The following is a 23,685-nucleotide window of genomic DNA, read 5'->3' as shown; positions in this document are numbered from 1 at the left end:
AACATTTCATGCCCCGCTTTGCCGCCAACCTGTCCATGCTCTACAACGACGTGGACTTTCTCGACCGCTTTGCCGCCGCTGCCCGCGATGGCTTCAAGGCGGTGGAATACCTCTTCCCTTACGCCTACCCGGCGCAAGAACTGGCCACACGCCTGCAGGCCAACGGCCTGCAGCAAGTGCTGTTCAACGCCCCGCCCGGCAACTGGGACGCGGGCGAACGCGGGCTGGCCTGCCTGCCCGGACGCGAGGCCGAGTTCCGCGAAGGCATTGCCAAGGCGGTTGAATACGCCCAGGCGCTGCAGTGCCCCCGCATCCACGTGATGGCCGGTCTGGTGCCCCAGGGCGCGGACGCAGCCACCGTGCGCGCCACCTACATCGCCAACGTGCGCCACGCCGCCGAACAGGCTGCACCGCACGGCATCCAGATCCTGCTGGAGCCCATCAACGGCCGCGACATGCGCGGCTTCTTCCTGAGCCGCCAGGACCAGGCCCATGCGCTGATCGCCGAGATCGGTGCCCCCAACGTCAAGGTGCAGATGGACCTGTACCACTGCCAGATCGTGGAAGGCGACCTGGCCATGAAGGTGCGCCAGTACCTGCCCACCGGCAACGTCGGCCACTTCCAGATTGCCGGTGTGCCCGAGCGCCACGAGCCCGATGTGGGCGAGCTGAACTACACCTATTTGTTCAAGCTGCTGGACAGCCTAGGCTACGACGGCTGGATTGGCTGCGAATACCGCCCGGCACGCGGCGCGGCGCCCCATGCCACATCCGACGGGCTGGGCTGGCTCCAGCCCTGGCTGTAAGCCGCACGGCCACCGGCGGCCTACGCGCCATCAGTACGCCTTGAAGTTGGCCGCCACCCGCTGGTTCAGGTAGTCACCCGCAGCAATCGCCGGGTACTTCTTGCCTGGCCCTTCGATGATGGCGTCGCGGTTGGCCTGGGCAAAGAAGGCGATGCTGTAGCGCGGCCCCATGTACTCGCCCGGCAACGGGTTCTTGACGCGGTGGAAGTTGCTGGGCAGCTGGTCGTCGCTCCAGCGCATCAGCATGTCGCCGATATTGCAGGTGATGGCCTGCTCGTCGGGCTCCACCGAGGTCCAGGCCTGGGTGTCCATTTCCTTGCCCGGGCACACCTGCAGGCCGCCCTGGCCCTGGCGCTGAAAGAGCAGGGTCAGGCAATCAAAGTCGGTATGCGCCCCGGCGCGCCACAGGCCCAGGCTGGCTTGTTGCTCGGGCGGAGTCGCAAAGTAGTGCAGCAGGCGCAAGGTGCTTTGGTAGCTGGCCTGTGCAGGGTCGTGCGCACGGGCAAAGAAGGCCTCGTCAAACCCCAGCTTCCACGCAAAACACGACAGCACCTGCATGGCCACCTGCCAGCACTGGCCCTCAAAGTTCAGCATGGTGGATTGAAAGCCCGCCAGCTCCTCGTCGGTGGGCCACAGTCCTGCCATGTGCGGGCGGGTGATCTGGTACGACTCCTTCTGGTCCGGTGTACCGGTGGAGGGGCGCACCTGCGCGCGGCTCTCCCAGCCCACGTTGAGTGCCTTCTTGAGCGGGTACTGCGCCTTCACGGCATGCGGCAGCGCAAAGAAGCGCTCGGTCATCGCAAAGGCTTTGTGCACCTTGGCCAGGTCAATGCCGTGGTTCACGATCTGGAAAAAGCCGACATCGACTGCGGCGTCCCATAGCTGGTCGGCAATCTCGGCCTTGCGCTGAGCAAAGTGGCTGAGGTCGATGCGGCGGATCTCGCGGCTCGCGGTTTCCGAGCCCATCGCGCCCATGCGCGTTTCTTTTTGCAGCTCGGCGAGGTCGTAGGTGGCGGTGGTGGTGGTCATGCAGTTCTCCTGAAGACAAGTGGAAGGAAGAAAGGCCCTCCCGCTGGGTGCTCCAAGAGCGTCTGGCACCGCCTGCAGCGGCCGTCCGTTCAACCCTTGAAGCCACGGTGTGCAAGCGCACACCGCTGTGCGCACAGCGGGCTTCAAGAGCAATTTCCGACTGGCATCGCGTCGTGCAGGACTGCACAGGGGGCAACGCAGTGAACGCTTCTACTCGTGCCAATGGCGATGCAAGAAGAATGCCCACAACGCCTTGCGTTTGTGCCCGCGCAGAGTCAGAGCGCTTGTGTACAGCGCGCCGAAAGCCATGCATACATGTCACTGATTGTGATTGGCATGCCAAATGCATAGCGCCCCGCACCACAACGGCGGGCGTGCAGACGGCCTGGCGTTGAACAACGAAGAGCACACCACTACACCATCGACGGAGACACACCATGTACGCGCTCATGTCTGCACGCCCTGCCAGTTTCGACGACCCCACGCCCATCAACGACACCGACGGCACCTACCTGCGCCAGGCCATCGTCTGGTCCTGCACGGCACGCGCGCGCGGCAATCGTCCATTTGGCGCCGTGGTGGTGGGCGCAGGCGGCGAACTGCTTGCCGAGGCCTACTGCAACACCACCGAAACCGGCGACTGCACGGGCCATGCCGAAACCAACGCGGTGCGCCAGCTCAGCCCCCGCGTGGGCCGCGATGCACTGGCCAAGGCCACGCTGTACTCGTCGGCCGAGCCCTGCGTGATGTGCGCAGGCGCAATTTTCTGGTCTGGCATCGGTCGCGTGGTGTTTGGCATTGACGCCGTTCGCCTGCGGGTCTATCGCGGCGAGCGAGCGGAACAACGCGATGCAGAGCTGTCCTGCCGCGATGTGTTCGCAGCATCGCCCCATTCCATCGAGTGCATTGGCCCCGCGCTGATCGAGGAGGCCAGCGTTCCCCACATCGGCTTCTGGAAAGCGTGAAGCGAGCAGTAGCGCGCAAAATCGCTATCTTCTACCTGTTGTCTCTTGCAAGCCGCGCATCCCGCACCCCGCCCGTCCATGACTGAAACCGAAACCGATGTCGCCTCAGGCGCACTCCTGGGCCGCGCCAAACAAGGGCGCGAGCGCATCCTCACCGCCATCCGCGAGGCGGCGGTTGCCGAGTTCAGCCGCCATGGGTTCAAAGGGGCATCCACCAAGGCCATTGCCGAGCGCGCGGGCCTGACCAAGCCCCAGCTGCACTACTACATCAGCAGCAAGGAAGAGCTGTATGAAGAGCTGCTGTACTCGGTGCTCAACGGCTGGTCGGGCGCCTTCATTTTTGACAGCAACAGCGACGATCCCAAGAAGGTGTTGAGCAGCTACGTGCGCAAGAAGCTCGACTACGCGCTGGACAACCCGGGCCTGTCGCGCATCTTCACCACCGAGGTGCTGGGCGGTGGGCGCAACCTGGGCAAATACTGGCCCGTGGCCGTCAAGTCCACCCAGCAAAAGGTGGACCTCATCAACCGCTGGATTGCCGAAGGCCGCATGCGCGCCGTCAACCCCACGCTGCTGCTCATGCAGATCTGGGGCATGACGCAGCACTACGCCGACTACGGCGTGCAGGTGCACATCATGCTGGGCCTGGCGCCCGACGAGCCCATCGACCGCGAGCCCATCGTGCGTGAACTCACCAGCTTTGTGCTGCTGGGCTGCGGCCTCGCACCAGACTAAGGCCCCCGCCCCATTCTGGGCATCCCTCGGGTGCCCGAGGGGCGAATCCCGGGCAATTTGCACCAGCACGCGGCGTCAAAAGCCCCTTTCAGGCCGCGTTGATCCACCACAAAGACGTTTGACCGTTTTCTGTGGCTGGCACAGCCATTGCAATAGTTTGACCAATCGATCAAATCACATGGTCAAACAATGCAGACAGCCCCTGACACCGCCAGCGCCACCCGCACAGAACACACGTTCGAGCTGATCCTGCAGCGCAGCCAGATGCGCTTGCCCGTTGGCCCCGGCGAGAGCATGGCCGACGTGCTGCAGCTCGCTGGCGTGCCGCTGGAAACCCTGTGCGAGCAGGGCGTGTGCGGTACCTGCGTGACCCGCTGGCTGGACGGCGAGCCCGACCACCGCGACAGCTGCCTGAGCGCTGCAGAGCAAGCCACCCACGTCGCCGTGTGCTGCGCGCGCAGCCACAGCGCCACGCTCACGCTGGACCTCTAGGCCCATCCCCCACAACCCGAAGGACACCCGCCATGCGCATCCTCGTGATCTATTGCCACCCGGTAGAGACCAGCTACAACGCCGCACTGCACACCGAGGTGGTGCAGCAGCTGCGCGGCGCGGGCCACGAGGTGGACGATTGCGACCTGTACGCCGAGGGCTTCAACCCCGTGATGACACGCGAAGAGCGCCTGGGCTACCACGAGGTGCCCAGCAACCAGTTGCCCGTGCAGGGCTACGTGGACCGCCTGCTCTGGGCCGAAGCCGTGGTGTTCTGCTTTCCCACCTGGTGCTTTGGCATGCCGGCGATGCTCAAGGGATTTTTCGACCGCGTGCTCATGCCCGGCGTGGCCTTTGACATCAGCGACCCGCACAACGTCAAGCCGTCACTCACGCACATCAAGCGCATCTCGGCTGTGGTCACTTACGGGCGCCCGCGCTGGACGGCCCTGTTCATGGGCGACCCGCCACGCAAGTCCATCACCCGCTACATGCGCCTGCTCACGGGCGGCAAGGCGCGGGTGGACTACCACGCCTACTACCACATGAACGTGGCCACACCGCTCCGGCTGGCGGCCTTCAAGGCCCGTGTGGGCCAGGCGATGGCGCGCTTTGCATAAGACCACGTTCTAAGGGCCACGGCATGCACGCATCCAACACCCCCGACCACATCCTGCGCGCCCGGTTGCCGCGCTGGCTGCTGCCCTCTGCGTGGCCGCAGCAGGGCCACCAGCCCGCACTGGCCGACCTGCACCTGGCCCAGGGCCGCATCGTGCAGGTGGTGCCCCACGGCACCCAGCCTGCGCTACACGGCACAGTATGGGATGTGGCAGGCGCGCTGGTGCTGCCCGGCCTGGTCGATGCGCACACCCACCTGGACAAGGCCTTCACCCTGCCGCGCATGGGAGAGGTCAAACCCGGCCTGCTGGGTGCCATCGAGGCCATGATGGTGGATCGCCAAAGCTGGACCGAAGCAGACATCCACGCCCGCGCCAGCCGCGCGCTGCAATGGGCCTACGACGCAGGCACCGTCCACCTGCGCACCCACTGCGACTGGTGGGAGCCCGACGCGCAGCCACTGGCCTGGAACGTGTTGCGCGCACTGGCCCACGACTGGGCCGACCGCATCACGCTAGAGCGTGTGAGCCTGATCCCCTTGCACCTGTACGCAGACCGCAGCGCCGCCCTGCGGCTGGCCGCCACCGTGGCCGCCAGCGGCCCCGGCGCATTGCTGGGCGGCTTTGTGCACTCCACCAACTGGGACCCGCAAGCGCTGCGCCACCTGTTGGAAGCCGCACAACACCACGGGCTGAACGTAGACCTGCATGTGGACGAAGAACTGCACCCCGGCGCCCAGGGCTTGGCGACCACGGCCGCACTGGTCAAGGAACTGCGCTTTGAAGGCCATGTGGTCTGCGGCCACACCTGCGCCCTGGCCGCACAGGACGAGGCCACGGCCCTTGCCACGCTCGACGCGGTGGCACAAAGCCCGATCACGCTGGTCACGCTGCCCATCACCAACCTGCTGCTGCAGGACGCCACCACCGGCCGCACACCGCGCCAGCGTGGCCTGACGCTGGTGAAGGAAGCCCGTGCACGTGGCATCCCGGTGCTGGTCGCCAGTGACAACGTGCAAGACCCGTTCTGCCCCGTGGGCAGCTTCGACCCGCTGGAAGCCCTGGCCACGGGCGTTCTGGCTGCGCAGCTGGATGCACCTTTCGACCAATGGAGCGAATCGCTGTGCCGTACCGACTGGCTGCGCACCGGCCGCACTGGCACCACGGCGCTGCCGCTGCAGCCTGGCACTTTGGCTGACCTGCTGGTCTTCACGCAGGCCGACCACTGGGGCTTTCCATCGCGCGCACAAAGCCGTGTGGTGCTACGCCAGGGCCGCGTCGCCAGCGGCCATGCACCGGCTGCCTGGCATGTGCCAACCACCCAATCCGCAAGGAGCCTCGCATGAGCCCCACATCTGCGCCCGTACCTGCGCCAGGTATCGCCCAGCCCCTGGCCCGCTACGCCGCGTGGCGCCGCGCAGGCGACTTCATCTACCTGAGCGGGATCATCGCCGTGGACCCTGCCGCTAGCCGCATCGTGCGCGGCTACGACGACATCCCGCATGAGGCCGCTACGCTGATTGGCCGCACGGGCGAGTTCAGCAGCGACATCAAGGAGGGCCCCATCCTCGCGCAGAGCTGGTATGTGCTGGACCGCATCCGCCAGACCATCGAGGCCGCAGGCGGCCAGATGTCCGACGTGTTCAAGCTGGTGCAGTACTTCAAGAACCTGGACCACTTCCCGCAGTACAGCCGCGTGCGCAAGCTGTTCTTCCCCGGTGAGCCCCCCGCATCCACCGTAGTGGAAGTGAGCGGCATGTTGCCCACGCCCGACATCCTCATCGAGGTGGAGGCCACGGCCTACCTCCCCTTGCGCTGACAACGCCTTCCTTCACGAAAGAACCACCCATGCTGCACGGCTACAACCCGCCCCACCGCTACCTGCCCTACCTGAGCTGGACCGAGATCGCCGACCTGCCAGACAAGGAAAACACCGTCATCGTGCTGCCCACCGGAGCCACCGAGCAACACGGCCCGCACCTGCCGTGTGCGGTGGACACGGTGATCAGCGCGGGCGTGGTGGGCCATGCACTGGCGCGCCTGCCGGATGATGTGCCTGCGTTTGCGATGGCCCCCATCACCTACGGAAAGTCCGAAGAGCACCTGCACTTCCCCGGCACGGTCACGCTGAGCGGCGAGACCCTGCTGGCCACCATGAACGAGGTGGGTGAGTCGGTCTACCGCGCGGGTTTTCGCAAGCTGCTGTTCGTCAACGGCCACGGCGGTCAGCCGCAGGTGATGGAGATGTGCGCGCGCGAGCTGCGCCTGCGCCATGGCGACTTCATCGTGGTGCCCAGCTTCACCTGGCGGGTGCCGCATGTGGCGGGCAAGTTCCTCTCCGACAAGGAAAAACGCCTGGCCATGCACGCCGGTCATGGCGAAACCGCACTGATGCTGGCGCTGGCCCCCGACACCGTGCACATGGAGCGTGCGGTAGTCAACTACCCGCCCGTTTTTGATTCGCCCCTGCTCTCACCCGACGGCCGCCCGGCCTGCGCCTGGAGTGCGCGCGACTTCGGCCCCAGCGGAATCATTGGCGACCCGCTGCCCGCCACGGCCGAGCAGGGCCACGCCATCCTCGACTCGCTGGCCGTGAGCTGGGCCGCCGCCATCACCGAGCTGCACAAGCTGCAGTGGGCACCGCGCGCTGAGCCCACCTGGGGCCGCGCCCATCACACCGGCCACATCGAGCACCCGTCCGCACTGGCCTGAAACCTGCGAACGCCACCGCAAAACCTTTTCGCCTTCCCCTTCGTTGTCCCTTCGTTCCACCTCCACCACCCTACCGGAGTACCACCATGATGAAGACCGCCTCCCGCCTTTCCAAACTTGGTGCAGCCGTGCTGCTCGCTGTTGGTGCCGTCGGCACCATGCAGGCCCACGCGCAGGAAAAGTTCACCTACATGACCAACTGGTACGCGCAGGCCGAGCATGGCGGCTTCTACCAGGCGGTGGCTACGGGCCTGTACAAAAAGTACGGGCTGGATGTGACCATCAAGATGGGCGGCCCGCAGGTCAACATCGTGCAGATGATGGCCGCCGGCCAGGCCGAATGCGTGATGGGGTCGAGCGACCTGCAGATGATCCAGATGCGTGAAGGCGGCGTGCCCGTGGTCAACGTGGCGGCCGTGTTCCAGAAGGACCCGCAGGTGCTCATCGCCCACGAGGACGTGAAGAAGTTCGAAGACCTCAAGGGCAAGACCATCCTGATCGCCTCGTCGGCCCAGCGCGGCTACTGGCCCTGGCTCAAGGCCAAGTACGGCTTCACCGATTCGCAGACCCGCCCCTACACCTTCAACATCCAGCCCTTCGTGGCCGACAAGAACACCGCCCAGCAGGGCTACCTGACATCCGAGCCGTTTGCGATTGCCAAGGCGGGAGTCAAGGCCAACACGCTGATGTTCAGCGACCAGGGCTACCCCGCCTACGCCACCACCATCTCGTGCATGGAAAAGACAGTAAAGGACCGCAGCGCCGCCGTGGCCTCGTTCGTGAAGGCGTCGATGGAAGGCTGGAAGAGCTACCTCGCCGACCCGGCCCCCGCCAACGCGCTCATCAAGAAAGACAACCCCAACATGAGCGACGAGCAGCTCGCCTACAGCGTGGCCAAGCTCAAGGAAATGGGCATGGCCACGGGTGGCGACGCAACCACCATGGGCATCGGCATCATGACCGACGCCCGCGCCAAGGCGAGCTACGACTTCCTGGTGGACGCCAAGCTCATCGACCCCTCCAAGGTCAAGCTGGCCGACACGTACACCACGTCGTTCGTCAAAGACCTCAAAGTCCTGCCCTGAGACCTGCTGCCCTGAAACAACGGCCGGTGCGTCACCCGTTCCGCCCGGCCGCGTCCATCGAAAGGCGACCATGACATCCCCTGCTGACTCTCCGCCGCTGGCACACGCCCACGCACCAATAACCCATTCCACGCCCGCCGTGGAGGTGCTATCCGCCGAGAAAACCTACCCCAACGGCACCCAGGCACTGCTGCCGGTGGACCTGACCATTGAGGAAGGCGAATTCGTCACCCTGCTCGGCCCCTCGGGTTGCGGCAAGAGCACGCTGCTGAAAATGGTGGCGGGCCTGCTGGAGCCCACCGACGGCCGCCTGCACCTGTGGCGCAAGCCCGTGGCGCAGCTGGACGAAAGCGGCAAGAAGATGGCGTTTGTCTTCCAGTCGCCCACGCTCATGCCCTGGGCCAGTGTGCAGACCAATGTGCGTCTGCCACTGGACCTGGCGGGCGTGCCGCGTGCAGAGGCCGATGCCCGCGTGACCGAGGCGCTGGCTCTGGTGGGGTTGTCGAAATTTGCCCATGCGCTGCCCCGCGCGCTGTCCGGCGGCATGCAGATGCGCGTGTCGATTGCGCGCGGCCTGGTCACCCAGCCCGACCTGCTGCTGATGGACGAGCCCTTTGGCGCACTCGACGAAATCACGCGCCACAAGCTCGACGCCGACCTGCTGGATCTGTGGCGCAAGAAGAAGCTCACTGTGATCTTTGTGACGCACTCGATCCACGAGGCGGTGTTCCTCTCCAGCCGCGTGGTCATGATGGCCGCGCGTCCCGGCCGCGTGGTCGAAGAGTTCTGCATCGACGCGCCCTACCCCCGCACGGCCGACTTCATGGTGTCGCCCGAATTCAGCCGCTACGCCAAGCTGCTGCAAGACAGCCTGCTGCGCGCCAGCGTGGACACCGAGGAGACCGTGGCATGAGCACCCCTTTCCCTTCCGCACCGATGGCGTCGCCCGTGGTCACCGCCCACCCGGCAGCCGCCCCGCGCTCAGCGCCCGCAGCAGTCGCTGCCAAACCTGCCGCCAAGGCCACACCCAAACGCCCGCCGCTCATGGCCCAACCCCGCGTGCAGCGCGTGGTCTACCCCGTGCTGGTCGGCCTGGTGCTGATCGCGCTGTGGCAGGGGCTGGTCACGGCCATGGAGCTGCCACCCTACCTGGTGCCCTCGCCCATCCTGATGATGAAGACGCTGTTCACCGACTGGGCCGCCCTGGGCGGCTCGCTGTGGGTCACCGTCAAGATCACGGTGCTGGCCTTTGTGGTGGCCACCGTGGCGGGTGTGCTCATCTCGTTCCTGTTTGTGCAGAGCAAACGCATCGAGACCGCGCTCTTCCCCTACGCCGTGCTGCTGCAGGTCACGCCCATCGTGGCCGTGGCGCCGCTCATCATCATCTGGGTGAAGGACCCGACCGCGTCCATGGTGATCTGCGCCGCACTGGTCGCCCTGTTCCCCATCATCAGCAACACCACGCTGGGTTTGCGCAGCGTGGAGCCTGACCTGCAAAGCTACTTCCAGCTCAACCGCGCCACGCGGCTGCAGACGCTGCTGCGCCTGCGCATCCCGAGCGCGCTGCCCTACTTTTTTGGCGGGCTGCGCATTTCCAGCGGCCTGGCGCTCATCGGCGCCGTGGTGGCGGAGTTTGTGGCGGGCACCGGGGGCCAGGGTGCGGGGCTGGCGTACCAGATTCTGCAGGCCGGCTTTCAGCTCAACATCCCGCGCATGTTTGCTGCACTGCTGCTGATTTCGCTCACTGGCGTCGCCTTGTTCGTGCTGATGGCCTGGCTCACCCGTGTCGCCCTGGGCGGCTGGCACGCCAGCGAAACGTCGCACGACTAGCCCTTTCAACCCCATCGCCAACACACCGCGCGCAGCCACTGGCGCGCGGCAAGGGCTTCCTTTTGCCCAAAACGGCCACCAGCGGCCAAGGAGATACCGACATGACCACCACCGCCCATCAACTGCCCGACCTGCTGCCCGACCTCGACTGGATCGCCGACCCGCTGCGCGTGGGCCGCCTCTCACAGGACTTTGCCTGGTTCAGCCCTGTGCTCAAACGCGACCTGGCGGGCAAGCGTGGCGACATCGCCGTGCGCCCACGCACCGAAGAAGAAATCCGCCAGGTGGTGGCCGCATGCGCCAGCGCGGGCATCCCCCTCACCGTGCGCGGCAGCGGCACCGGCAACTACGGGCAGAGCACACCGCTGTACGGCGGCGTGATCCTGGACCTGTCGGGCTACAACGGCTTTGGCTGGGTGCGCGGCGGCGTGGGCCGCGCGCAGTCGGGTATCCGGCTGGCAGACTTTGACGCGCAGGCCAAGCCCCACGGGCAAGAGCTGCGCTGGCTGCCCAGCACCTACCGCAGCGCCACGCTGGGCGGGCTGTTTGGCGGCGGCTTTGGGGGGGCAGGCTCCATCAACCACGGCCCGCTGGCCGCGCCTGGCAACGTGCTGGCCGTGCGTGCGATGACGGTGGAGCCCGAACCGCAGATCATCGAACTGCACGGCCCCGAAGCCATGCTGCTGCACCACACCTACGGCACCAACGGCATCGTGCTGGAGCTGGAAGTGGCCCTGGCCCCGGCCGTGGAGTGGACCGAATGCATCGCTACCTTCGACAAGTTTGACGACGCGCTGGAATTCGCCGACCGCTTTGGCAGCGCCCCCGGGCTGGAGAAAAAAGAGGTGTGTTTTCTGGCCGCACCCATCCCGCAATACTTCACCAGCCTGGCCGAGCACTTGCCCGTCGACCAGCACGCGGTGCTGATGCTGGTAGCCCCGCACTCCGAAGCCGGCATGCGCGATATGGTGGCTCAGCACGGCGGCCAGATTACCTACCGCAAGACCGCCGACGAAGTGGCCGGCAGCCACAAGACGCTGCTCGAATACACCTGGAACCACACCACCCTGCACGCCCTCAAGGTGGACAAGGGCCTGACCTACATCCAGAGCGGCTTCAACCCCATGCACCGCCTCAAGCAGGTGAAGGCACTGGAGGCTGCGCTGAAGGGCGAGGTCATGATGCACCTGGAGTTCTTGCGCACCAAGGAAGGCGCCTTCAACTGCAGCGGGCTGCAGATCATCCGCTACACCACCGAGGAGCGCCTGAACCAGATCATGCAGATCTACCGCGACCACGGCGTGCAGATCAACAACCCGCACGTATACATCGTGGAAGACGGCAAGCAGAACCACCTAGACCCGGCCGTGGTGGGCATGAAGCGCCGCTTCGACCCGCAGGGCCTGCTCAACCCCGGCAAGCTGCGCAGCTGGTATGCGGCAACACAATTGGCGCCCGAGACAAAGCCAGCGCGACAAACTGCCTGAGAGCGCCTCACAAACTTCCCTGGCGTCGTTGTCCCACCTTGCCGTACTCCTTGTACTGCCTGAGGCCGAACGCCTAGGGATGGCCGCTTCGCTGAGTTTTTTGAGCCGCTCTAAGTCCATCCCGCCCACCACTGCGCCCTCGTCCACAAGGCGAGAGGAAGGAAGCTCAGGTCAGATCCATCCGCTGCGCGCCAACCACTGCACCAGCAGCCGTGTCACCGTTTCAGGTTGCTCCATGGTCAGCATGTGGCCGCTGTCCGGCAAGAGGTGGTGCTCAGCACCGGGCACCAGCGCCGCAATCTCAGCCGAACATTCGGGCGGCGTGAGCTGGTCAGCCTCGCCGCATACCACCAGCACCGGGCAGGCCACGCCGGGCAGGTGCTGGCGGGCATCGGGCCGATGGATGACGGCGCGGTTCTGGCGAACCAGGTGGGAGGCGCCTGCGTCCAGCACAAAGTCGAGATAGGCCTGCACCAGCTCAGGCCGCGTGGCGTTGTCAGGATGAAAGGCAAAGGCCACGTTGGGCTCGATCACTTCGCGCAGGCGGCCTTGTTCAAAGAGTTCGATAGCGGCTTCGCGCAGCGCCCGCATATCCGGCGTCTCGGGCCGCGCGGTGGTGCCCAGCAGCGCGAGCCCGGCCACACGCTGCGGCGCTTGGCGCGCGGCTTCCATGGCGATCATGCCGCCCATCGATGCACCGGCCAGCACCAGTGGCCCCGCGTGCTGTGCCAGCAGCCGGGCGGCAAAGTCCTCGATGGTGTGCAGACCCACATCCTGGTGGGCGGTGGCGACCTCGGGGCGCAGCGCGGCGGGCAGCAGCGGCAGCACGCCGCGCCACATGCGTTCATCGGCGGCCAGGCCCGGCAGGAGCAGTAGTTGGGGGGAATGGGACATGGGTGAATCAGGGCATCACCAAGTTGGTGCGCGATAAGCGAAAGAGAGACAGCCCCAGCAGCGGGGTACGGACCGCACATTGTGAACAGCCGATGACCGCTTGTCACCGCCCCCGGAATAGTTGCCCGCGATGGCTCGGGACTTGCTAGCATGGCCTGCATATGCCTATCCACGCCGCGCTCCACCACGTCACGCATTACCAATACGACCGGCTGGTAGGCCTCGGGCCGCAGACCATCCGATTGCGGCCCGCGCCCCACTGCCGCAGCAATGTGATTTCGTATTCGCTCAAGGTCGAGCCTGCACAGCACTTCATCAATTGGCAGCAGGACCCGTTTGCCAACTACCAGGCGCGGCTGGTCTTCCCCGAGAAGACGCGCGAGTTCAAGGTCACGGTGGACCTGGTGGTGGAAATGGCGGTGTACAACCCCTTCGACTTCTTCCTGGAGCCCGAGGCCGAGAACATCCCTTTCAAGTACAGCAGCGATGTGCAGCAAGAGCTGGCGCCCTACCTGGCCACCGACCCGATGACACCGCTGGTGCAGGCCTATCTGGACAAGGTGGACCGCAGCAAGCAGCGCACCATCGATTTCCTGGTCAAGCTCAACCAGCAGGTCTCGCAAGACATCCGCTACCTGATCCGCCTGGAGCCCGGCGTGCAGACACCCGAGGAAACGCTGCAAAAGGCCAGCGGCTCGTGCCGCGACTCGGGCTGGCTGCTGGTGCAGCTGCTGCGCCACCTGGGGCTGGCGGCGCGGTTTGTGTCGGGCTACCTGATCCAGCTCACGCCCGATGTGAAGGCGCTCGATGGCCCCAGCGGCACCGACCACGACTTCACCGACCTGCACGCCTGGTGCGAGGTCTACCTGCCCGGCGCAGGCTGGATCGGCCTGGATGCCACCAGCGGCCTGATGGCGGGCGAGGGCCACATCCCGCTCGCTTGCACACCCCAGCCCTCGGGCGCCGCGCCGATTGAAGGCGGCGTGGACAAGGCCGAGGTGGAGTTCAGCCATGAGATGCGCGTCACGCGCATCTATGAATCGCCCCGCGTGACCAAGCCCTACACCGAAGACCAGTGGCAGGCCGTGCTGGCGCTGGGCGAGCAGGTGGACGCCGACCTGGTGGCGGGCGACGTGCGGCTGACGATGGGCGGCGAGCCCACCTTTGTGGCCGTGGGCGACCGCGACGCGCCCGAGTGGAACACCGACGCGCTGGGCCCCACCAAACGCGGCTTTGCCACCGAACTCACGCACAAGCTGCGTGCCGAATATGGACAGGGCGGCTTCCTGCACTTTGGCCAGGGCAAGTGGTACCCGGGTGAGCAGCTGCCGCGCTGGGCGCTGTCCATCTGCTGGCGCGCCGACGGCCAGCCCGCGTGGCAGAACCCCGCGCTTTTTGCTGACGAACGCAACCCCTCGCACTACACCAGCGCCGACGCCGAGCGTTTTGTGCGCCACCTCACGCGCAAGCTGGGCGTGACGGACCGCTACATCCAGCCCGGTTACGAAGACACCTTCTACTACCTGTGGCGCGAGCGGCGCCTGCCGGTCAATGTGGACCCGTTTGATGCGCGCCTGGACGATGAGCTGGAGCGCGCACGCCTGCGCCGCGTGTTCGAGCAAAAGCTCGACAGCGTGGTGGGCTATGTGCTGCCGCTGCAGGCAGGCGAAGGCGCGGGCACGCTGGCGGGCAGCGTGTGGAGTACCGGGCCGTGGTTCTTCCGCGACGACCGCATGCTGCTCATCCCCGGCGATTCGCCCATGGGCTACCGCCTGCCGCTGGACGCCCTGCCCTGGGTGAAGGCATCGGACACCGAGCACCTGATCCCGCAAGACCCGACCGCGCCCCAGAGCCCGCTCGCCGCTGCCACCACGCTGCGGGCGCGATATTCCGTGCCAGCAGGCCCGGTCACTGGCGACCGCGACCTGCCCTACCTGGCAGGCGCCACCGCACCGGGCGAGGCACGCCGCATGGCGCAAGGCACTGCGGGCGGCGACCACGCGCGCCAGGCAGGGCAGCCCGACCCCCATGCGGGCGTGCAGCCCCCGGGCAAGTTCCAGTCGGCCGCAGGCCTGTCACGCACCGCCCTGTGCGTGGAGGTGCGCGACCCGCGCCGCGCCAGCGGCCCTAAGGCCGAGAAGGTGGGCGAAAAGTACGGCGTGCTCTATGTCTTCATGCCGCCGCTGTCGCGCCTCCATGATTACCTGGACCTGCTGGCCGCCATCGAAGCCACGGCCGAAGAGCTGGGCATGAAGATCGTGCTCGAAGGCTACCCGCCCCCGCGCGACGCACGCCTGAAGGTGCTGGCAGTCACGCCCGACCCGGGCGTGATCGAAGTGAACATCCACCCCGCCAGCCATTGGAAGGAGCTGGTGCAGCACACCGAGTTTCTGTACCAGGCCGCGTGGGAGACGCGCCTGTCGGCCGAGAAGTTCATGACCGATGGGCGCCACACCGGCACCGGTGGCGGCAACCACTTTGTGATGGGCGGCGCCACACCGGCCGACTCGCCGTTCTTGCGCAAGCCCGAGTTGCTGGCCAGCCTGCTGCTGTACTGGCACAACCACCCCAGCCTGAGCTACCTGTTCAGCGGCCTGTTCATCGGCCCCACCAGCCAGTCGCCGCGCGTGGACGAGGCGCGCAACGACCAGCTGTATGAGCTGGAGATTGCACTGCGCGAGATCGAAACCAACCGCGCAACCTATGGCCAGGACATGCCGCCCTGGCTGGTGGATCGCACACTGCGCAACATCCTGGTGGACGTGACGGGCAACACGCACCGCAGCGAGTTTTCCATCGACAAGATGTTCTCGCCCGACAGCAGCACCGGCCGGCTGGGCCTGCTGGAGTTGCGCGCGTTCGAGATGCCGCCCCACGCCCACATGAGCGTGGTGCAGCAGCTGCTGCTGCGCGCCCTGATCGCCCGCTTCTGGAAGGCGCCCTACCGCGCGCCCGCCGCCCGCTGGGGCACCGAGCTGCACGACCGCTGGATGCTGCCCACCTTCATCCAGCAGGACATGCACGACGTGGTGGCCGAGATGAACGCCGCAGGCTACGCGTTTGACGCGGCCTGGTTTGCACCGCAGTTCGAGTTCCGCTTCCCCATGGTCGGCACCGTCCAATCGATGGGTGTGGAGCTGACCCTGCGCAACGCGCTGGAGCCCTGGCATGTGATGGGCGAGGAAGGCTCCGCCGGGGGCACCGTGCGCTATGTGGACTCGTCGCTGGAGCGCATCGAGGTGCGCGTGACGGGCATGAACGAAAGCCGCCATGTGGTCACCGTCAACGGCCAGCCGCTGCCGCTGCAAAGCACCGGCACCACCGGCGAGTTTGTGGCCGGTGTGCGCTACAAGGCCTGGAACCCGCCCTCGGCCCTGCACCCGACCATTGGCGCCCATGCGCCACTCACGTTCGACATCGTGGACACCTGGATGAACCGCTCGCTGGGCGGCTGCCAGTACCACGTGGCGCACCCGGGCGGGCGCAATTACGACACCTTCCCGGTCAACGCGTACGAGGCCGAAAGCCGCCGCCTGGCGCGCTTCTCGCGCATGGGCCACACGCCGGGCAAGCTGGCGGTGCCGCCTGCGACGATTGAACTGCCGGGCAGCCGGGAGTTTCCGTTCACACTGGATCTGCGGCGAAAGATGCGGAGGTAGAGAAGCCCCCCTTGAGTCGCTGCGCGCCTTCCGCCCAGGGGGACGACGCCCTTGCTGCAGGGCGGCCCTTGCTTGGCGTCTCTGGCATCGGCCCCGCCAGTTTCGACGGTGCGGGTTACCCGCAGAGTGTTGTCGACCAAATGCCCGAAAATCGAGCGCAGTGAACCACCTCAACGACAGCCTCCCCACCCCCGACCCTTCTGACAGCGCAGCCCAGTTGGCGGCTGCACTGGCGCCTGCTGCGGCGGCCGGGCATTTTGACGAGTTGCGGGGTGCCAGCGTGGCGGACGCCCCCGGCGCTGCCACTGCATCAACCACTCCCAAATCAATAGCAAACAAGCCAGATATCACTAGCGCCTGGGGCCAATTCTTTGATCAATTAGGGCCCGAGGGCTTCCAGGACCTGGACCGGCGCATGCAGAGCCTGCAGCGCCAGGTGCGCGACAACGGCATCACCTACAACGTCTATGCCGACGCCGACGGCCCGCAGCGGCCCTGGTCGGTGGACCTGTTTCCGCTGATCCTCTCGCAGGGCGACTGGGCACACATCGAGCGCGGCGTGCTGCAACGCGCGCGCCTGCTCAACCGCGTGATGGCCGACGTGTATGGCCCGCAGGAGCTGCTGCGCAAAGGCCTGCTGCCCAGCGCGCTGGTGCAGGGCCACCCGGGCTACCTGCGCGCCATGCATGGCGTGCAGCCCGTGGGCGGCACCCATTTGCACATCGCGGCGTTCGACATGGCGCGCGATGCGCAGGGCGACTGGTGGGTGGTGACGCAGCGCACGCAGGCGCCCTCAGGCCTGGGGTATTTACTGGAGAACCGGCTGCTCATCTCGCGCCTGTTCCCCGAGGCGTTCAGCCAGATGCATGTGCAGCGCTTGGCCGCCACCTACCGCGCGCTGCTCGACGGGCTGCGGCAGATGAGCCCTGCGGGAGCGGATGCACGCATCGTGCTGCTCACACCCGGCCCGTACAACGAGACCTACTTCGAGCACGCCTACCTGGCGCGCTACCTGGGCCTCACGCTGGTCGAAGGCAACGACCTCACCGTGCGCGACGCGCGCCTGTACCTCAAGACGCTGCACGGCCTGCAGCCGGTGCACGGCATCCTCAAGCGCCTGGACGACGAGTTTCTGGACCCACTGGAGCTGCGCAGCGACTCGCGCCTGGGCGTGCCTGGCCTGCTGCAGGCCATCCGCGCGGGCAACGTGCTGGTGGCCAATGCGCCGGGCTCGGCGTTCCTCGAATCATCGGCGCTGCTGGGCTTCATGCCTGCCCTGTCGCGCCACCTGCTGGGCGAAGAGCTGGCCCTGCCGTCGCTGCCCACCTGGTGGTGTGGCGAGCGCTCGGCCATGCAGGCGGTGCTGCCGCAGCTCGCGCACAGCGTGATCCGCCCCACCTGGCCCATGGCGCAGCGCGTGCCCGTGCTGGGCGGTGCGCTGTCGGCGCAAGACCTGGCGCAGTGGTCCGCTCGCATCGAAGCGCAGGGCGATGAATACACCGTGCAGGCCCACCTGCCGCTGTCGCAAATGCCCACCTGGCGCAGTGAAGCCGCTGAGGGTGCGGGCCAGGACAGCGGCCCCATCGCCCCCCGCTCGGTGATGCTGCGCGTGTTTGCGGTGTGCGACGGCCCCGGCTCGTGGCGCGTGTTGCCGGGCGGGCTGGCCCGCCTGGCCCAGGGCGACAGCGGCATCACGTCGATGCAGCGCGGCGGCAGCAGTGCCGATGTGTGGGTGCAGACCGATGGCCCCGTGGACACCACCACGCTGCTGGCCCACAACCAGGCCGCGCCCGCCGTGGTGCACCGCAGCCGCCAGGTGACCAGCCGCGCGGCCGAAAACCTGTTCTGGCTGGGCCGCTACACCGAGCGCACCGAGAACGTCACGCGCCTGGCGCGCATCACGCTGCAATGCCTCAATGGGGAGGACCAGACCTCGCAGCCGCTGCTGACCTGGCTGAGCGCCATGGGCGTGAGCCAGGGGCTGGTGCTGCCGACCGTGCCTGCGGCCGGGCAAGCACGGCGCGTGTTTGAGCGCTCGCTGATCGCCGGGCTGACGCAGCCCGCGCAGGTGACCAGCGTGGGCTACAACCTGCGCGGCATCCTGGGTGCAGCCTCGGCCGTGCGCGACCGTTTGTCGCAGGAACACTGGAACCTCATCGTGCGCGCCGAGGCGGAGTTTTTTGCGCCCCGTACAGGAGCCGAAGACGACGGCGACTATTCGCCGCTGGACGCGCTGCGCCAGCTGGAAGGGCTGAGCGGCCACACCGCAGCCATGACGGGCCAGCAGACCGACCGTATGACCCGCGACGACGGCTGGCGCCTGCTGTCCATCGGGCGCCATCTGGAGCGCCTGGGCTTTCTGGCCTCGGCGCTGGAAAGCGGCCTGCAGACCGGCGCCGTGCACGATGAAGGCGGCTTCGAGGCCATGGTGGCGCTGTTTGACAGCACCATCACCTTCCACGCGCAGTACCAGCAGCGGCGCGACATGCCCGCCCTGCTGGACCTGCTGGTGATCGACCGCGACAACCCCCGCTCGCTGGCCTGGGTCGCGCAGACGCTGCGCGGGCGCATTGCCAAGATCGAAGCGGCCGCGGGCACGCCCGGCGAATCCGCCGCCACGGGCATCCCTGAGGCGTCCGACCTGTCGCTGGTGGCCCTGTGCGCACAGGATGCCGAGGGGCGCCATGCCGCTCTGGAGGAATATCTGGGCCGGTGTGTGCGGGGCGTGATGGGCTTGTCGGATGTGCTGGCCACGCGCTACTTCACGCATTCGGCGGATGCACTTCGGCACAGCGTAGGAGCTTGACCATGAAGCTGCGCGTCATCCACGAAACGGTGTACCACTACAGTCCGGCGGTGCAAAACGCCCAGCACATGGCCCATCTGCGTCCGCGCACCGGCGTGGTGCAGCGCGTGCTGACCCACAGCCTACAGGTGGACCCCGCCCCAACACAGTGCAACATGGTGCAGGACGTGTTTGGCAACACCCGCGCGTTCTTCAGCCTGCCGTTCACCCACGAGCAACTGAGGGTGCGCGCCGAAAGCCTGCTGGAGACCCTGCCCGTGCCTGCCGCACCGCCCGGTGAGCCCTGGGAGGCCGTGCGCGAGCGACTGGGTTATCGGCGCGGCCAGCCCTATCACGCGGCCACCGAGTTCAGCTTTGCCTCGCCCTACATTCCCCGGCATGCCGACTTTGTGGCCTATGCCGCCGAGAGCTTTGCACCCGGCCGCCCGCTGATGCAGGCCGCCCGCCACCTGATGTCGCGCATCCATGCCGACTTTGCCTACACATCCAACGCCACTGACGCGGGCACGCCCGCGCTCGAATCGCTGCGGCTGCGCCGGGGCGTGTGCCAGGACTTTGCCCACGTGATGATCGGCTGCCTGCGCAGCCTGGGCCTGGCGGCGCGGTATGTGAGCGGCTACCTGCTGACCGAGCCCCCGCCCGGCCAACCCCGGCTGGTGGGGGCCGATGCATCGCACGCCTGGGTGTCGGTGTGGTCACCGGCAGCCGACGAAAGTGATGGCGCATCAGACGACAACACCTGGTTTGACCTGGACCCCACCAACGACCGCGCGGCGGGCGAGGACTACGTGACCCTGGCCATCGGCCGCGATTTTTCGGATGTGTCGCCGCTGCGTGGCGTGATCCACGGCGGCGACCACCATGTGCTGCAGGTGGGCGTGACGGTGGAGCCGGTGCCCGCCGCCACGGCCGCTACGGCCGCTGCGCCAGATGCACCAGATACGCCCCTCACACCGCCGCAGGCACCAGAAAATCCCGGCTGATCCTGGCACCCAGGTCGTTCACCCTCTCCAGGAACTGGGTGAGGTAAGCATGCAGTCCATGGGTCAGGATTTCATCGATGCGTGCGAACTTCAGGTGCGCCAGCAGCCGCCCCGCGTGCCGCTGGGTCTCGGCCGACTGGCCGCTGCCCAGCATGTCGAGGTTGCCCAGCACCTCTTTCATGCAAGCGTGCAGTGAGCGGGGCATGTCGGCCCGCAGGATCAGCAGTTCGGCCACACGTTCGGGCGTGATCACGTCGCGGTACACCTTGCGGTAGGTCTCGAAGCCCGACACGCTGAGCAGGATGGCGCTCCAGTGGTAGAAGTCGTAGTCTTGGTCCTGCGCCGTGGCCGCGCCCATGAAGTCGCTCTGCACCGCGTGAAACTTCACATCCAGCAGCCGCGCCGTGTTGTCGGCCCGCTCCAGAAAGGTGCCCAGGCGCATGAAGTGCAGCGCCTCGTCCTGCAGCATGGTGCCCACTGTCACACCCCGCGAGAGGTGCGAGCGGAACTTCACCCATTCGAAGAATCGCGCCGGGTCCTGCTCCAGTGCACCGCTGGCGATCAAGCGGTTCACTTCGAGCCAGGTCTGGTTCTGGATCTCCCAGGCCTCGGTGTTGAGCGCACCGCGTACGGCCCGCGCGTTCTCGCGCGCGGCCTGAAGACAGGCCAGAATGGACGAGGGGTTGGAAGGGTCCTTGACCATGAAGTCCAGCACCTTGGCAGGGGTCACTTCGCCATGCTGGGCGGTGTAGGCGGGCAGCAGCTCGCTGATGGACAGCAACCCTTGCCAGCCCTGCTTGGCGACTTCGGTCGATTGCGGCAGCAGCGCGCTCTGGTAATTCACATCCAGCATGCGCGCCGTATTTTCGGCGCGCTCGGTATAGCGTGCCATCCAGAAAAGATGGTCAGCGGTGCGGCTCAGCATGGTCGCGCCCTCCCTTGGCGTCGTGTGTGGCTCGGTACTGGCTGCACACGGGGTTTCAACAGACCCATGGCAGACACCTAGCAAATTCCAGGCCGCCACCCTTGTCGCTCTTTGATGCAGACAAAAAAACCAGGAAAAAGTGGCGCTAGCGCACGTCCTTGCTGGTTGTTTTGCTATTTTTTTTGACGTTTTGTTTGGGAGCCGGTGCGGGCTGCGGAGCCGGAGCGGCGACTGGGGCGGGCCGCCGGGCGGCTTCGCGCACCACGTCATGCACAAACCGCAGCTTGGCCAACACCTCGCCTGCCAAGGCAAACGGATAGGCATCTGGCTGCCCCAAGCTGCGGGTGAGGCTGTTGAGCAGCAGTGTCAGCGGCACCAGGTGCTGCACCATCGACTGGAAATCAGGCGCCGGGCTGGCAAACGGGTCGATGGCGCTGCTGCGCTGCGCCCCATAAATGCCCGGGATCGTGACCTCGGTCGCGTAGCTGGCCGACGTCTCCAGCAGATCGATCATGTGCAGGTAATGGGCCCATGTTTCGGCCCAGTCTTCCCAGGGGTGGGCAGCGGCATAGGCGCTGACATGGTGGTCGACCCAGTCGCCCAGGTCGTTGCCCTTGGCGTAGTGAGCCTCCAGCGCGGCAGCGTAGTCCTGGCGCTCATCGCCAAACATCTGGCGAAAATCTTCCAGGCGGCCGCCGTCGCGCACCAGCTGGTCCCAATAAAAATGGCCGGACTCATGCCGCAGGTGGCCAATCAGCGTGCGGTAGGGCTCACCCAGCGCGATGCGGCGGCGTGCGCGCTCATCGTCATCGGCCTCGGCCACATTCAGCGTAATCGTTCCGCTGTGGTGGCCCGTCAACACCGGCGGACCACCGGGCACCTCGGCCAAAAATTCAAAAACGGGTCCGGTACGCCCGGGGGCGGGCTCCAGGCCCAAGCGGGCCAGGCTGTAAAACAGGCGCCGCTTGGCGGCCTCGATCTGCATCCAGCGGCCCATGTTCGCGGGCTCCGACAGATCAGGCAACACCCGGGTCTGGCGGCACGAGACACACAGTTCTGCATAGTCGTTGGCAGGCACGGCAAAGTTGCAGGCCTGGTGTTCGGTATGGTTGCGGCACATACGGTACAAGCGACCGCTGTAATCCGAGCCACCGCGCCCGCCCCGGCGGCGCCACAGGTCGGCGCCATCCTGCGGCGCAGGCGCCAGGGCCGCGATGGTCAACACATCGGGCAAAAATGCCAGCGCGCTGCCACAGTGCAGACACTGCACGCTGTCGAAAAAAACCAGATGACCGCAATGGTCGCAATTGAATACCCGCATGGTGTGGAGCTTATACCCGGTAGGGTGTGGCAAACGAGCAAGACCCAGGGGTATGCCTGCTGGCGCCCCATGAAAAAAGCAGGCTCCAGGAGGTACCCGGAGCCTGCTCAGCGGTCAGTGCCTATGCGCTACCGGCAGGAAGCCCGCAGCGCAATGTTCAGGCAATCCGGTCAGGGACGAACCACGATGCTGTTGCGCACTTCACGCACATTCTTGGTGTTGCGTGCAATGGCTTCAGCCTGGTTCTTTTCAGCCTGCGACTTGGCAAAGCCCGAGAGCTGCACCGTGCCGTTGAGCGTTTCCACGCTGATCGACGTGGCGGAGACGGATTTGTCTTCAGCCATTTTTGCCTTGACGGCGGTGGTGATGCCGGCGTCATCTACATAGGCGCCAACGGTCTGTTGTTCACGGGCCACCGAGCAGCCCGTGGCCGTGATGATGGTGATGCCAGCGACAGCGGCAAAGGCGAGTGCACGTGCGTATTTCATGGTGTTGTCCTTGTTTGAAAATGGTTGGGAACGCGGGTGCTGGAAGATTGCAATCTGCCGGTCTGTTGCACCCTCCGCGACCGGCGGACTGTAGGGATAGAGACAGGCTTCAGTAGGCGTGCTTGCGGCGCGACATCCAGAGCACCAGGGTTGCGAGTACGGCACCCGATGCTGCGGCGATCACCATCGATTTGCCGGGTTGCTCCGCCACATACTTGGTGGTGGCGTCTGCTGCATGCTGCATCTGGCGACGGGCACGGGCACTGGTTTCTGCGCAATAGCCGATGCTGCGGGCTGCCAGATCCTGGGCACGCGCTGCCAAGTCGTCAATGACGGGGTCGGTCTGGCTGCGAAGGGCACGTACGCCTTCTTCTGCTTTTTCCAGCGAGGTGTTAGCGGCCGTGCGGGTGGACTGCACGGCGTCTTGGGCGCTTTGCAGCACATCATCTGCGAGATGGCGTGCGCCGTTGGCAACTTTGTCGGTAGCGGTCTGGATACTCATGCGGAAACTCCTTGAAGGGGTGGATGCGGAATGCTTGGTTTCACGGCCGGGGCGTCAGCCCTTTTTGAGCAGACCCAGTACAAAGGTCACAACCGCCATGATGACGAACACGAAGAACAGAATCTTGGCGATGCCCACGGCACCGGCAGCAATACCGCCAAAGCCGAACAGGGCTGCGATCAGCGCGATCACCAGAAAAACGACTGCGTAGTGCAACATTTCTTTCTCCTTCTCCTCTTGAGGGGGCCGGTTGCCGGCGGGTGGGTTGGCACATGAATTTCAGCGCCTGGAGTCCACTGTAAGGAGCATGGAGAGTCAAAGATGCCGGTGCCCGGCGCGCAAGCCTGTC

22 protein-coding genes are annotated in these 23,685 nt (G+C 66.2%); 15 read left to right on the top strand and 7 right to left on the bottom strand.

The window, feature by feature from the left end:
* The first annotated feature begins 8 nt into the window (after window positions 1–8).
* Window positions 9–806 (top strand): 2-oxo-tetronate isomerase, encoded by a 798-nt coding sequence (gene otnI / locus KW832_RS13960; protein WP_218300434.1) that lies wholly within the window; start codon window positions 9–11, stop codon window positions 804–806.
* Window positions 807–836: 30 nt separating this feature from the next.
* Here the strand turns inward: otnI and KW832_RS13955 are convergent, their stop codons facing one another.
* Window positions 837–1,835 (bottom strand): isopenicillin N synthase family oxygenase, encoded by a 999-nt coding sequence (locus tag KW832_RS13955; protein ID WP_218300433.1) that lies wholly within the window; start codon window positions 1,833–1,835, stop codon window positions 837–839.
* 437 nt (window positions 1,836–2,272) lie between these two features.
* Here KW832_RS13955 and KW832_RS13950 point away from each other — a divergent pair, with 437 nt between their 5' ends.
* The 11 genes from KW832_RS13950 to KW832_RS13900 all read left to right on the top strand — a co-directional run bounded on the left by KW832_RS13950 (window position 2,273) and on the right by KW832_RS13900 (window position 11,758).
* Window positions 2,273–2,800: a nucleoside deaminase gene (locus KW832_RS13950; RefSeq protein WP_121420914.1), complete on the top strand. Its 528-nt coding sequence runs from the start codon at window positions 2,273–2,275 to the stop codon at window positions 2,798–2,800.
* A gap of 78 nt (window positions 2,801–2,878) precedes the next feature.
* Window positions 2,879–3,535 carry a TetR/AcrR family transcriptional regulator gene (locus KW832_RS13945; protein WP_218300432.1) on the top strand — a complete coding sequence of 219 codons (657 nt, stop codon included), beginning with the start codon at window positions 2,879–2,881 and terminating at the stop codon, window positions 3,533–3,535.
* A 189-nt stretch (window positions 3,536–3,724) separates the two neighbouring features.
* Window positions 3,725–4,027, top strand: coding sequence for a 2Fe-2S iron-sulfur cluster binding domain-containing protein (locus tag KW832_RS13940; protein WP_209817392.1), 303 nt, complete (start codon window positions 3,725–3,727; stop codon window positions 4,025–4,027).
* Window positions 4,028–4,059: 32 nt separating this feature from the next.
* Window positions 4,060–4,647, top strand: coding sequence for an NAD(P)H-dependent oxidoreductase (locus KW832_RS13935; RefSeq protein WP_218300431.1), 588 nt, complete (start codon window positions 4,060–4,062; stop codon window positions 4,645–4,647).
* A 23-nt stretch (window positions 4,648–4,670) separates the two neighbouring features.
* The gene (locus KW832_RS13930; protein ID WP_218300430.1) at window positions 4,671–5,990 is read left to right on the top strand and encodes an amidohydrolase family protein; all 1,320 of its coding nucleotides are present in this window, start codon (window positions 4,671–4,673) and stop codon (window positions 5,988–5,990) included.
* The gene (locus tag KW832_RS13925) at window positions 5,987–6,463 is read left to right on the top strand and encodes a RidA family protein (RefSeq protein WP_218300429.1); all 477 of its coding nucleotides are present in this window, start codon (window positions 5,987–5,989) and stop codon (window positions 6,461–6,463) included. The genes KW832_RS13930 and KW832_RS13925 overlap by 4 nt, the downstream gene beginning before the upstream one ends.
* A 29-nt stretch (window positions 6,464–6,492) precedes the next feature.
* Window positions 6,493–7,356, top strand: a complete 864-nt coding sequence (locus KW832_RS13920; RefSeq protein WP_218300428.1) for a creatininase family protein — start codon at window positions 6,493–6,495, stop codon at window positions 7,354–7,356.
* Window positions 7,357–7,442: 86 nt separating this feature from the next.
* The gene (locus KW832_RS13915) at window positions 7,443–8,441 is read left to right on the top strand and encodes an ABC transporter substrate-binding protein (RefSeq protein WP_218300427.1); all 999 of its coding nucleotides are present in this window, start codon (window positions 7,443–7,445) and stop codon (window positions 8,439–8,441) included.
* Window positions 8,442–8,511: 70 nt separating this feature from the next.
* Window positions 8,512–9,354: an ABC transporter ATP-binding protein gene (locus KW832_RS13910; protein WP_255577755.1), complete on the top strand. Its 843-nt coding sequence runs from the start codon at window positions 8,512–8,514 to the stop codon at window positions 9,352–9,354.
* On the top strand, window positions 9,351–10,271 hold the full coding sequence (locus KW832_RS13905; protein ID WP_082565090.1) for an ABC transporter permease: 921 nt from the start codon (window positions 9,351–9,353) through the stop codon (window positions 10,269–10,271). Before KW832_RS13910 ends, KW832_RS13905 begins: the two co-directional genes overlap by 4 nt.
* A 101-nt stretch (window positions 10,272–10,372) precedes the next feature.
* Entirely contained in the window at window positions 10,373–11,758 is a 1,386-nt protein-coding gene (locus tag KW832_RS13900) for an FAD-binding oxidoreductase (protein WP_218300426.1), read from the top strand.
* A 171-nt stretch (window positions 11,759–11,929) separates the two neighbouring features.
* Here KW832_RS13900 and KW832_RS13895 read toward each other — a convergent pair whose 3' ends face one another.
* Window positions 11,930–12,652 carry an alpha/beta fold hydrolase gene (locus tag KW832_RS13895; RefSeq protein ID WP_218300425.1) on the bottom strand — a complete coding sequence of 241 codons (723 nt, stop codon included), beginning with the start codon at window positions 12,650–12,652 and terminating at the stop codon, window positions 11,930–11,932.
* Window positions 12,653–12,813: 161 nt separating this feature from the next.
* Between KW832_RS13895 and KW832_RS13890 the strand changes: the two genes are divergently transcribed.
* The 3 genes from KW832_RS13890 to KW832_RS13880 all read left to right on the top strand — a co-directional run bounded on the left by KW832_RS13890 (window position 12,814) and on the right by KW832_RS13880 (window position 20,100).
* The gene (locus tag KW832_RS13890; RefSeq protein ID WP_218300424.1) at window positions 12,814–16,311 is read left to right on the top strand and encodes a DUF2126 domain-containing protein; all 3,498 of its coding nucleotides are present in this window, start codon (window positions 12,814–12,816) and stop codon (window positions 16,309–16,311) included.
* Between the two features lie 160 nt (window positions 16,312–16,471).
* Window positions 16,472–19,117, top strand: a complete 2,646-nt coding sequence (locus KW832_RS13885) for a circularly permuted type 2 ATP-grasp protein (RefSeq protein ID WP_218300423.1) — start codon at window positions 16,472–16,474, stop codon at window positions 19,115–19,117.
* Between the two features lie 2 nt (window positions 19,118–19,119).
* Window positions 19,120–20,100 carry a transglutaminase family protein gene (locus tag KW832_RS13880; RefSeq protein ID WP_218300422.1) on the top strand — a complete coding sequence of 327 codons (981 nt, stop codon included), beginning with the start codon at window positions 19,120–19,122 and terminating at the stop codon, window positions 20,098–20,100.
* On the opposite strand, the gene KW832_RS13875 is transcribed toward KW832_RS13880, so the two are convergent.
* The 5 genes from KW832_RS13875 to KW832_RS13855 all read right to left on the bottom strand — a co-directional run bounded on the left by KW832_RS13875 (window position 20,066) and on the right by KW832_RS13855 (window position 23,555).
* A complete protein-coding gene (locus KW832_RS13875) occupies window positions 20,066–21,025 on the bottom strand; it encodes an alpha-E domain-containing protein (protein WP_055395479.1) in 960 nt (319 codons plus the stop codon). The two genes, KW832_RS13880 and KW832_RS13875, sit on opposite strands and share 35 nt — an antisense overlap.
* Window positions 21,026–21,170: 145 nt before the next feature.
* Window positions 21,171–22,346: a putative zinc-binding metallopeptidase gene (locus tag KW832_RS13870; protein WP_055395481.1), complete on the bottom strand. Its 1,176-nt coding sequence runs from the start codon at window positions 22,344–22,346 to the stop codon at window positions 21,171–21,173.
* Window positions 22,347–22,516: 170 nt separating this feature from the next.
* A complete protein-coding gene (locus tag KW832_RS13865; RefSeq protein WP_055395483.1) occupies window positions 22,517–22,834 on the bottom strand; it encodes a BON domain-containing protein in 318 nt (105 codons plus the stop codon).
* A 109-nt stretch (window positions 22,835–22,943) separates the two neighbouring features.
* Window positions 22,944–23,336: a hypothetical protein gene (locus KW832_RS13860; RefSeq protein WP_055395485.1), complete on the bottom strand. Its 393-nt coding sequence runs from the start codon at window positions 23,334–23,336 to the stop codon at window positions 22,944–22,946.
* A 54-nt stretch (window positions 23,337–23,390) separates the two neighbouring features.
* Entirely contained in the window at window positions 23,391–23,555 is a 165-nt protein-coding gene (locus KW832_RS13855; protein ID WP_010463174.1) for a DUF1328 domain-containing protein, read from the bottom strand.
* Between the last annotated feature and the right edge of the window lie 130 nt (window positions 23,556–23,685).

Source organism: Acidovorax sp. sif0632 (assembly GCF_019218805.1).
GTDB lineage: Bacteria > Pseudomonadota > Gammaproteobacteria > Burkholderiales > Burkholderiaceae_C > Acidovorax > Acidovorax facilis.
This window is presented reverse-complemented; position numbering and strand designations above follow the sequence as displayed.